The organism is Candidatus Zixiibacteriota bacterium (genome assembly GCA_021159005.1).
Lineage (GTDB): Bacteria > Zixibacteria > MSB-5A5 > UBA10806 > 4484-95 > JAGGSN01.
The window spans coordinates 1-11,047 of sequence record JAGGSN010000219.1 but is presented as its reverse complement, the minus strand read 5'-3'; the positions used below and the strand labels follow the sequence as shown (position 1 = coordinate 11,047).

The following is an 11,047-nucleotide window of genomic DNA, read 5'->3' as shown; positions in this document are numbered from 1 at the left end:
CTCTGGATTCCCAATCAAGTTGGGAATGACGCGGACGGTGTTGGGAATGACGCGGGCAGTGTGGTAATGACATCACTATAGCATCCGCCTAAGACGGACAAAAGTAAAATCGAGATTGCCATCTGAATCGGTCGTTCTGTAGCATCCGCCTAAGGCGGACAAAAAGCCGGACAGTAGTGGAATGACAGCTAAACTTGTTGGATTCCCGTTAGTATCTCATGGTCAATCAGGATATACTTATCCGCACATTGCCTTAAAAGATACGAACCGCCAAGATTAGCTACCTCGACATGCTTGCCCAGTTCCTTAATCGTATTGACCAAAACAGCAAAATCCTCATCGCCGGAAATCAATATTGCCGTGTCGTATGTGTTTTTAAAGGCAAAAGTCAGCATATCGATTGCGATGTAGGTATCGACACCCTTTTCGACATAGGTTGGAGCGGATATAAAAGTGCCGTCGGGCAGATTTTGACGGACATTTCTTTTTTCGAGACGTCCGAATCTTTTGGTGAGATACGGCACTGAATCGAGTGAATCAAAAAATGACTTTTGCAGGCGGTGTTTTTCCTCATCATCATCCCTATTTAGGGGCGCATTATAATAATAGGTTCTAATCAGATGTCTGTTGCCGGCCAGTTTGTGTGAAAATTTGTCAAAATCAAGATTAGTATTACCGACAACATGTTTTAGGCTATGGTAAAGATTATTGCCGTCGATAAATATCATGACCCGCTCGTTGGATACAGACTGGTTGTCCTCATAATTATATTTTGAACTCATAAATTACTTCTCCTGAATATCGTTTATTATATTGTTCCGCAGTGCATTTAATTCATTGTTCATTAATGTTTATTTAATAATTTGGTTTTTGATATTTCAATTAAAACATCTAATCACCTCGTTTCGTCAAATTATTTGACCGACATTTTAAGGAAATGCAAATAAATGCAATCTTCCTTATAAATAAGTTCATTTTCCGTATGTTATTTAGATTGAGAGAATTACCTTGATATGTGATAAACGCAAAGGCTAACATCGTTTTATCCTGTTAATAATCTCCTTTCTCAAAATATATCGTTTTCTGAGATGGAGCATATTATATTACATTATTATATAATAGTATTATTACATATTTTCAAGGAAAATCGCTTTTATTGTTTCTTGGCATAATGTCTATAATAGATAACGATACGGCTAATAATCAATTGCTAAACCAAGCGGCCGATTGATGCAGCCCGACGAAACAAACAGTATGCACAATTCTTTTCATCTATATTATATTATGCATATACATGCACAAAAAGTTGCTTTGGGATAATTGATAATAATCGGGAATGATGATGCAGCACCTTATAATATAATAAGTTAATTGCAGCTATGATAAATCTGGCGATGCGGCCCTCTTTTTGTATGTATTTATAATCAAAAAGGAGATGCATATGAAAAATAGAGTGATTGAGTATTTACTTGAAAAAAACAGGCAAAACGAAAAAGAAATATTATCAGAATCCTGGTCATTATATCCCGATTTGCACCCTTGGGAGGATAAGACCTCGGATGATGATGAAAATAAATAGAATCAGATTGTTGGCGCGCAAGGACGTACGCCAACCACAGAAAGACTTGTATTAATAAAATCCTTCGATTCGTTCCCTGATTCCGGAGGATTTTTCATTGATAATGGCGATTAAATTATATATTTATCCATTATGTGTGAAAACCATGACGAGCCGATTGAACTGCCTATCGATGGCACCCTCGATTTGCATACATTTCCGCCAAAAGAAATAAAGCGGCTGGTTCCCGATTACATTGACGCCTGCCTTGATGAGGGCATTTATCAGATTAGAATTATCCATGGCAAAGGGACCGGTACATTAAGAGCAATAGTTCGCGGCATCCTGCAAAAACATCCCGCCGTAATTGATTTTTTTCATGAGGAGGGTTCCGGCGGCGGCTGGGGCGCAACTGTGGTGAATTTGAAAAGAAATATCTAAGCAAATGACAAGAGTCATTCGCCGCGGCGGACTGCCCTGCTAATATCCGGTGAGATGTTAATAGCCATCGGGGACTATGGCGATGGCGCCGGTGATGAATTTCGGATGGATTGAAAAAGTCGCATCTCTAAAAGAAAAATGTATGCCGCCGATACGAGGACTATTTCCTTGAACAATAGGTATTGTATCACCTGCTGATAAATTCTCAGAACTTAATATGAATCTGAAATCTGCCATGTGAACCCATTCATATCCGGAATTAAAAACATACCAGAACTTAGGTGAACCATGAGCTATGAAAGAATACGTTGTAAGCCCCTCAATAGGTTCATCTGGAAAATGAATCAAAAAATCGACTGTATCATAATGAGGTGTATTTAATGAATCAAAAATATCGTAAAAATTACCGCTTATATCCTCGGCAATATATTGAGAATCTAAAGCTATCGGTAGATAAATGGCAATGATGTTCTCATCATTTTTTATCCAGACCGGGATGTCTATAGTATCTCCGGGACTTGCTTCTATGAAGGAATCATCGAGGTTGCCGGCGATAACAGAATCCGGCAAGCCCGGGTCTTCAGCATATAAAGAAGCAGCCATAGCGATTAATAATAATGGCAATAACTGCTTGGCTGCTGACGTAATTGATTTATTTATCCTGGTGGTCATTTTTATCATCCTTTTTATTGTTTTTATTATTAAAAATATCAGGAAAGCAGGGACCAATTATATTTGTATATTTTTTTATAAACTTTCCAGTATTTGCATCAAAATAAAGATCAGCAGCAACAATTTTCTCAAAAGATTTAACGCTAGAGTCTTCCATATTATCTATGGTTACTATCCAGACTAACCGGCAATCCTCCTCACAATCTATGACTAATTCGGTTTTTAGTACATGTTCCAATCTGGTTCCTTTAGCATGTGGATCATTAATAGCGATATGCTTAATTTCATCCTCATTAATTGAAGGATTTGTATCGACAAACCTGGCTTCCGGAGCATAGCGGCCGCCGCCAGATAAAATCCATCCGTCATTACTAATTAAAAAGCCATATCTATAACCTTTAACTCTGACATCATTATGTACTTGGTAAAAATCGATTTTAGTGCCTTTTTCATTATTTCTGATTCTCCTAACTTTAAATTCCATTCTGGGGTTAGAATAACCACGTTTTATTTTGCGAAATTCAAAATATTGATAGCATATTTCCAAAGGCTCGGTTGCGGTAATACCTTGATTTAATTTTATAATCCTTTTCATTTGATGTCTATTTTTACCTGGAATTGAATTCAATTTATTTTTCTTGCTGTATTCTTCCGAGAATTCACTTGCGGTTTTCGATTTTGCTTTAATTTTCCCTTGCTTGGTTGAATCAGCTTGGGTTATTGCTTCATTATCATTATCAGCAAAGGCAATAGATGCTAAAACAATAATTGCAATCAGCATTGATACAATAATTTTCATAATTCCGCCTACGTTTATTACAATTCAATATATATTATATTTCCTTTAATAGAATTAAATAATTTAATCAAGCACTTCTTGTACTATATTCTCCATATTATGTCATATTTCCCTTGCGCCAAAACTATCGCAGCCATTATATTGCTCATAATTAACAAATAACGGGGTGGCTGTCAGTACCAGCTGACTGCCTGAGAACAAACCCTAAGAACCTGATCTGGATAATGCCAGCGTAGGGACTTTCGCAGCAGCCTCCATACGCAGGAGGTTTTTTTTGTTTCCACGCCGGCTCTAAACCCGCAAGGGAAGGAGCTATCATGTTTTCCAACACAACCAAACTAACCATGTTATGGCTTATGCTATTAACCGCCGCAGCTTGGGGGACATCGCTAACAGGGGTAATCACCGACAAACAAACCGGCGAACCTGTGCCGGGAGCAGTGGTCAAGCTTGCCGGATGCAATATCGCCGCCGCTGCCAACAGCAGCGGCAGTTTCACTATTGGGGAATTACCCTTCGGAGCGAGCAGCCTATCGGTCAGTCATATCGGCTATAAAATCGCTATAATACGGTTAGATAACAGCCGCCGTTCGCCGCTGAAAATCGAGCTTGAGCCGAAAATCCTCAAAGGACAGGATATAATAGTAACGGCGACAAGAGCTAAAAAAGGCCAGACACCGGCGGCGTTTTCAAACATGAACAACAAAGAGATTAAGCAAAACTACTGGGCGCAGGATACTCCGATGCTGTTAGCCTCAATGCCGAACATATTTGCCTATTCCGATGCCGGCAGCGGTATAGGTTATTCCTATATGAAAATACGCGGGTTCGGCCAGAACCGGATTTCGGTGATGCTTAACGGCATCCCGCTTAATGACGCCGAATCGCACGAGGTTTTCTGGGTTGACCTGCCCGATTTCGCTAATAACGTGCAGGATATTCAGGTGCAGAGAGGAGTCGGCAATTCGATGTATGGCGCTTCCGCGATAGGCGGCTCGGTCAACCTGACAACAACAGAGCTTTCGGCTGTTCCTCTATTGAAAGCAGAAACCGGCTATGGCAGTTTCAACACCAAGAAGATGTCGGTTTCGGGCAGCTCCGGTTTGATTAATGACAGATATATGTTCTATGGCCGTTATTCGAAAATTGAAACCGATGGCTACCGCGATAACTCATGGACGGATATGTATGCCTACTTTTTCAGCATAGCCCGTTTTGATGAGCGCATGACCTGGAAATTTAACACCTATGGCGGACCGGAGGAATCGCACCTTGCCTATAAAGGAATTACATCAGAGCAATTAACCGGTAATCGCAAATACAACGAGCTTGAGTATAAAGGCGAAATTGACCATTTCAGCCAGCCTCATTACGAGTTCTTCTGGGATTGGAATGTGAATGATAATATCGATGTATCAAACACTTTTTATTATTTCAATGGCAATGGCTATTATAGCCAGAAAAGGAGCAGAAAAGATGTCGAGGAGTATTTCCCCGGGATATATTCTATCAAGGTTTCCGATACGACATTAGCTCCGCGCGACTATTACGACACCGATGACTTAGATTATTTCATTAAAGATGAGGACAGCCTCTACACTATCGAAAAGGTTGATTTGATTCGTCGCCCTGAGGTTAATGAACATGATTGGGGCTGGCTTCCGAGAATAGCAATTAAACATAACAAAGGCATTCTCGCTTTTGGCGGTGAGATGCGCATTCATGCAGGCCATCATTTTAGCGAGGTGAGCTGGGCAAGCGTTTACCCGCAAGGATTCGCACCCGATGCCCGCTATTATGACTATCGAGGCAAAAGCAATACCTATACTGTCTATGCTCACGAATCGTATAACCTTCTCGACAGACTAACGGCAATGATTAACATTCAATACCAGAGACATAAATATATGCTGGAGGATGATAAACGATTCAACGCCGCTTTTAATCGCAGCTATGATTTCTTCTCGCCAAGAGTAGGCATCAGTTATAACGCATCGGCTAGGGTGAACATTTTTCTCAATACCTCGATGGCATCCCGCCACCCGGCTTTTAAGGATATTTACGACCCGACAGACTACTGGTCTAATCCCAATTACAAAGCTGATAATTTCACGGCCTCCGGTTCATCATGGATTTATAACGGCAAGGAATTAAATCCTGAAAAAATGTATGATATTGAAGTCGGCGCCGATTTAAAGCATGCCGCCGAGCATTTTACGTTCAAAAGCGGGGTGAATCTATATCGGATGCAAATTAAAGATGAGATTGTGCCATACTCCGGCCAGCTCGACGATATGAATTATCCTATCTCCGGCAATGCCGAAAAGACAATCCATCAGGGTGTTGAACTTTCATTTGATACGCAAATTCGTAATGAATTTGTTATAAACGGCAACATAAGCGTTAATGACTATCATTTTGTTAGCTATAAGGAATATGGTTTCGATTGGGATAACTGGGAACCGATAGAATATAACCGCGCCGATAAAAAAATAGGCGGTTTCCCCTCGATATTGGCTAACTACCGACTTGCATATATAATCAATGACCTGATGTTCGGCATAAACGGCAAGTATGTCGGCAAGCAATATATCGACAATGGCGAAGATTACAAACTCAATTCCTATCATATACAAAATTTTGATATTGCTTATGATTTCGGCAGACTTATCGGCATCAATTCTTTTAAAGCCTCGTTCAGAGTCAATAATGTGTCTGATACGGAATACGAGCAAGCCGCTTATATCGAGGAGGATGACGGCAAGCCGCGCTATATGGTCGGCGCCGATCGTAATTTCTATTTCTCGATATCAACTGAGTTCTAAGCTTAATGAACGGTGCTTACGGCATAGAAAGCGCAGTCCTGCTGACAGCGTACATATTATTTTTGGTGATAGTAGGTCTGCGCTATTTTCGCCGCGGCAAAACCGATGCCGATGAATATCTTGTTATGGGACGGCGATTGTCCTTGCCGGCTTTCGTTGCCAGTATTGTCTCCACCTGGTATGGCGGGATACTCGGAGTCGGGGAATACTCGTTTAAGCATGGCTTGTCGAACTGGCTTGTGTTCGGACTGCCGTATTACTTGGCGGCGTTTCTGTTTGCGATGTTTTTGGCCAAAAAAGCCAGGCAAAGCAGACTTCACACAATACCCGACCAGCTCAATAAAGCCTATGGCAAAAACGTTTCGATGGTTGGGGCGTTTTTCGTGTTTATTACGACAGTGCCGGCGGCGTATGTGCTTCAATTGGGTGTATTGACTGATACTGCCTTCGGAGTGCCGCTTACTATCGGGGTTATCGGCGGAACACTGTTTTCAATATTCTATATATTCAGCGGCGGTTTGCGCGGGGATGTTTTCACCGATAAGGCGCAGTTCGTACTGATGTTTGGCGGCTTTGCGATATTGTTGGTTGTGCTTGTTTCCAACTATGGCGGGTTGTCATTTCTTAAAGCTAATGTTCCGGATACTCATTTTGTCTGGCGAGGTACGAAATCGGCATCATATATATTTGTCTGGTACTTTATCGCCTTAGCTGCGTTAGTGGAGCCGTCGTTTTATCAGCGCTGTTTTGCCGCGCGTTCCGAGAAGACAGCCCGCAATGGAATCCTCATTGCTATTGCTTTCTGGGCGGTGTTCGATTTTATGACCACCACTACCGGCATGTATGCCCGCGCCCTGATGCCCGACTTAGCCAACCCGATTGCCGCCTATCCCGCTTTGGCGGCAAAGGTGCTGCCGAAAGCATTTCAGGCGGTGTTTCTGTTAAGCCTGTTTGCCACTGTCATGTCCACTGTCGATTCATATACGTTTATCGCAGGCACTACCATAGGCAAGGATTTTATCTGGCGGCTTAGGGGCGGCGATATTACCAAGCATACCCGTTTTGGCCTTGTGCTTTCGGGTCTGCTGGCAATTGTAATTGCGTTATACTTTCAGTCGGTAATCGATATCTGGTATGTTTTCGGCACGCTTGGTACCTGCGCTATGCTGATACCGCTTGGCTCATCGTTTTCCGACAGGTGGCGGATGAGCGGCAAGATGGCTATGCTTTCGATGATACTATCGCCTGTTGTTGCCGCTGTATGGATTGTGCCGAACTTGATTTGGGAAGCTGATTACTTTTTTGGCATCCAGCCGATATATGCGGGGCTGTTTGTATCGGTTGTTATTTATGGGGTGGATTATTATTTGGTAAAATGCAAGTCGGCAGTTTGAAATGGCGGGAGACGACTCCGCCAATGGAGGGGGCTGCCTGCTTGCTTGACGATAACTGCAGATTTAATGTACATTACAATTAATAGTATTGATGATGTATATTGAGAGTAATTTTATATATAAGCGCGCCGAATAGGCAGGTCTCGAAAAGACCTGCCCTACTTGCTATGCTCATAAATATCTCACTATGTTAGTGTTTATTCATCTCAATAAGTTTTTGGTGTTATATCCTATTATAATAATCACCTCCATTCTATCCCTCAGGATGGAGCGAGCGACATCCTGAGGGTAACTTTTTGTAGCTGGCAGACGTCCTCGTCTGTTGCGTAGCTGGGGCACACAAGGACGTGTGTCTACCACGATACTCCCAAAATATCATAAATAATTCCTAATCACAACCGCCCGCCCCTTGATACTTACCCTAAACCTGCTGTCAGCCAGCTCATTCCGTAAAGGCGTCGTCTGACCAAACTTATATACTCTGCCGCCGGGGTTATATTTCAACCCGTCAGCTTCATATACGATTTCATCCGACAGCGGAATTACCGACAGCATATCGCCCGGTTTGCCCTCGCCCGTATATTCATCATCCTCTAACGGGATAATCTCCTGGCAGTAATCACGCATTCTGATTTTTCTGTCCCCCAGGATGGAGCGAGCGACATCCTGAGGGAAATTATTTGTGGTTGGCGTACGTCCGTATGCGTCAACATCTGTGGTTGGCGTACGTCCCCGTGCGCCAACTTTACTTCTATCAAGAAAACCAAACATCATGAATATATTGCCCAGCAAGTGGTCAGTTTCAAATGAGGTATCAATACCGCCGTAAAGGGTAACATCAGTGATATTATTTCCAGCGCACCAGTCAAGCGCAAGTTCGCCGTCAGTTAGCGATTTACCCTCAGTGGAAACTTCCACAATAACCGCCTCCGGAAACTTGGCTATATTATCACTATCGATAGAATCCATATCGCCGGCGATAACATCGGGTTTGAGGCTGTTGCCGACAAAAAATCGCAGACCGCCATCAGCGGCGATAACTACCGAACCGTTTTTGCGGTCATGATATTCATCGATATAAAACTGCTTATGATTATCCGGGTATGACCCATTCAGGAATATTACGGCTTTGGTTTTCATCTTTTTGGTTCCGAGTAAATAATATAATAAAAAAGTATTCCATCTCCAGACAATTTTATAAAATATATTTTATTAATTTAAAGATAGTATAAGCTATTGTGCGTAGGGGCGTATTGCATACGCCCTCTTGCTGCCAAGCTGAGCTTGGCAGCAAGAGTTGTTTGTTGCCGGGTGCCCCACTCCCGCTCCAAGCGGGAGTGGGTTGCCTCATTATCATTCATGCACCAGCAAGTTGGCATAAGCAAAGTAAGCGTTAAACCCGACATTACGACATCCTTCTCGAAGCAATACTGTCGGGTTTTTCCCTCCGGTCAGAACCCGACCTACGCGGCTACTTCTCGACTATCTTCTCAACCGCCCACTTTTCATTTATCCACAAGCCGATAACCTTGCTGTCAGGCATGATACTCTTGATTTTGTCTACTGAAATATGCACATGCTCGCGGTGAGTTTTCTCATCCACCGGATGACCGCCGCAATCATAATGGCCAACTATGAAAATATGCTTAGAGCCATGCTTTTCGGCGGAGATATTTAGCTTGTATATAAAACCTTCCGGCAGCTTTTCATTCTTGACAAGATAGCCATCCATGCCGGCTTCGGTTATCATATCAACATACTCGGCTGAGTATTCCTTCATAAGCCAGTTAATTGCCGGCAGCTGAACCCGGCCGTCCATGCAGTTTAAACAAGTTGCGAATTTGGGCATGATTTATCTTCCTTTTTTAGGTTTCGTTTGCGGCTGGCGTACGTCCTCGTGCACCAGTCCGCCTGAGGCGGATGGCAGACGAGGACGTCTGCCATCCGCATAAGCCTGCGCGTAGGGGCGTATTGCATACATCCGAATAATACTAACTACAACCGAGCCGCTACTGCCTCAGCTACTTCCAATGTAGTATTACTGCCGCCCATATCATAGGTACGAACTTTACCCTCGGCGATAACTGTAGCGATGGCACTCTCAACCGCGGACGCTTTCTCTATTTCGCTCAGATAATCAAGCATCATTTTAACAGATAAGAGCATGGCAATCGGATTGACCTTATACAGGCCGGCATATTTGGGCGCCGAACCATGTGTCGGCTCGAATACGGCATAATCATCACCGATATTGCCGCTGCATGCAAAGCCGAGGCCGCCTATTAACTGAGCGGCTAAATCCGAAACGATGTCGCCGAACATATTGGATGTTGCCAGCACTGAGTAATTCTCGGGGTTTTTCACAAGCCACATGCACATGGCATCTATATTGGTTTCCCAAAGTTCGATATCGGGATAGTTTTTGGCAGCTTCTCTGGCAGTGCGAACCATCAAGCCGGATGTCTCTCTAATGACATTCGGCTTTTCCACTATTGTTACAGTTTTCTTGCCGAATTTTTTGGCATACTCGAAAGCGTCAGTAATAATATTCCGACTGGCGTTTTTGGTAATAATTCGCAGGCTTACAGCCATCTCATCATTCGGCACCTCGGAAAACCGCTTCATTTTGGGGTGAAGTTTCTCGACTGTCTGACGAAACTCGCTCGGTGTCGGGAAAAATTCGATGCCCGAGTACAGGTCTTCGGTGTTTTCCCTGAACACCACTATATCAATACCATCGCGGTAATTCAACGGGTTGCCCTTATAGGCTTTGCAGGGACGCAGGTTTGTGCGAAGATTTAATTCCTGACGCATCCTGACTATCGGACTGAGGTAGATCATGTTTTTGCCTTGAAGTTCGGGAACCAACTCAGCCTCTGCTTCCTGTTTGGGCTTGGAGGTGATTGCGCCGAACAATGCGCAATCGGTTTTTTTCAGCAAATCGATAGTGCGCTGAGGAAGCGGGTCGCCCTCTTGACGCCAGAATTCCCAGCCGATGTCGCCATGGATATATTCAGCATCCAACTTGATTTTATCCAGCACGATTTTAGCCGCTTCCATAACATCATTGCCGACGCCATCGCCGGGAAGCCAGGCTATTTTATGCTTCGCCACGTCATTTCTCCTTTTAAAATATTATTATTCATTTCTTTTAATTCCTTAAGTTAGGTGAATTTAATAACACCTGACAGCACATTAAAAAATCTAATGAATTTACAAAAAGAGGGTTAATAATACAACTAAAATCGGATATTGAATAGCCAGAATTTCCATCGTAGTATTAGGCAAATATATATGTAATTTTAACACTACTGTCCGGCCTTTTTTATAGAGTTCTTAAAATAATACCCAACAATCG

Annotated in this window: 10 protein-coding genes and 1 riboswitch; of the genes, 4 read left to right on the top strand and 6 right to left on the bottom strand. The window is 42.9% G+C overall.

The annotated features are described in order from the left end of the window. Positions 1-188: 188 nt before the first annotated feature. Positions 189-782 (bottom strand): NYN domain-containing protein, encoded by a 594-nt coding sequence (locus J7K40_14630; GenBank protein ID MCD6163634.1) that lies wholly within the window; start codon positions 780-782, stop codon positions 189-191. A gap of 659 nt (positions 783-1,441) precedes the next feature. Between J7K40_14630 and J7K40_14625 the strand changes: the two genes are divergently transcribed. Then, positions 1,442-1,579: a hypothetical protein gene (locus J7K40_14625; protein ID MCD6163633.1), complete on the top strand. Its 138-nt coding sequence runs from the start codon at positions 1,442-1,444 to the stop codon at positions 1,577-1,579. Between the two features lie 132 nt (positions 1,580-1,711). Further along, positions 1,712-1,999: a Smr/MutS family protein gene (locus J7K40_14620; protein ID MCD6163632.1), complete on the top strand. Its 288-nt coding sequence runs from the start codon at positions 1,712-1,714 to the stop codon at positions 1,997-1,999. A 57-nt stretch (positions 2,000-2,056) separates the two neighbouring features. Here the strand turns inward: J7K40_14620 and J7K40_14615 are convergent, their stop codons facing one another. Further along, positions 2,057-2,671, bottom strand: a complete 615-nt coding sequence (locus J7K40_14615; GenBank protein ID MCD6163631.1) for a hypothetical protein — start codon at positions 2,669-2,671, stop codon at positions 2,057-2,059. Continuing rightward, complete coding sequence (locus J7K40_14610; protein MCD6163630.1) at positions 2,652-3,470, bottom strand: hypothetical protein; 819 nt, start codon at positions 3,468-3,470, stop codon at positions 2,652-2,654. Before J7K40_14610 ends, J7K40_14615 begins: the two co-directional genes overlap by 20 nt. A 152-nt stretch (positions 3,471-3,622) precedes the next feature. Then, a riboswitch (TPP riboswitch) is annotated at positions 3,623-3,726 on the top strand. A gap of 61 nt (positions 3,727-3,787) precedes the next feature. Here J7K40_14610 and J7K40_14605 point away from each other — a divergent pair. Next, on the top strand, positions 3,788-6,295 hold the full coding sequence (locus tag J7K40_14605) for a TonB-dependent receptor (protein ID MCD6163629.1): 2,508 nt from the start codon (positions 3,788-3,790) through the stop codon (positions 6,293-6,295). A gap of 5 nt (positions 6,296-6,300) precedes the next feature. Beyond that, positions 6,301-7,689, top strand: a complete 1,389-nt coding sequence (locus J7K40_14600) for a sodium:solute symporter family protein (protein ID MCD6163628.1) — start codon at positions 6,301-6,303, stop codon at positions 7,687-7,689. 375 nt (positions 7,690-8,064) lie between these two features. Here the strand turns inward: J7K40_14600 and J7K40_14595 are convergent, their stop codons facing one another. The 3 genes from J7K40_14595 to J7K40_14585 form a co-directional block, all read right to left on the bottom strand. Beyond that, the gene (locus tag J7K40_14595) at positions 8,065-8,829 is read right to left on the bottom strand and encodes a thiamine pyrophosphokinase (GenBank protein MCD6163627.1); all 765 of its coding nucleotides are present in this window, start codon (positions 8,827-8,829) and stop codon (positions 8,065-8,067) included. A gap of 331 nt (positions 8,830-9,160) precedes the next feature. Further along, positions 9,161-9,538 carry a hypothetical protein gene (locus J7K40_14590; GenBank protein MCD6163626.1) on the bottom strand — a complete coding sequence of 126 codons (378 nt, stop codon included), beginning with the start codon at positions 9,536-9,538 and terminating at the stop codon, positions 9,161-9,163. 146 nt (positions 9,539-9,684) lie between these two features. Continuing rightward, a complete protein-coding gene (locus J7K40_14585; protein MCD6163625.1) occupies positions 9,685-10,803 on the bottom strand; it encodes an isocitrate/isopropylmalate dehydrogenase family protein in 1,119 nt (372 codons plus the stop codon). Positions 10,804-11,047 lie beyond the last annotated feature (244 nt).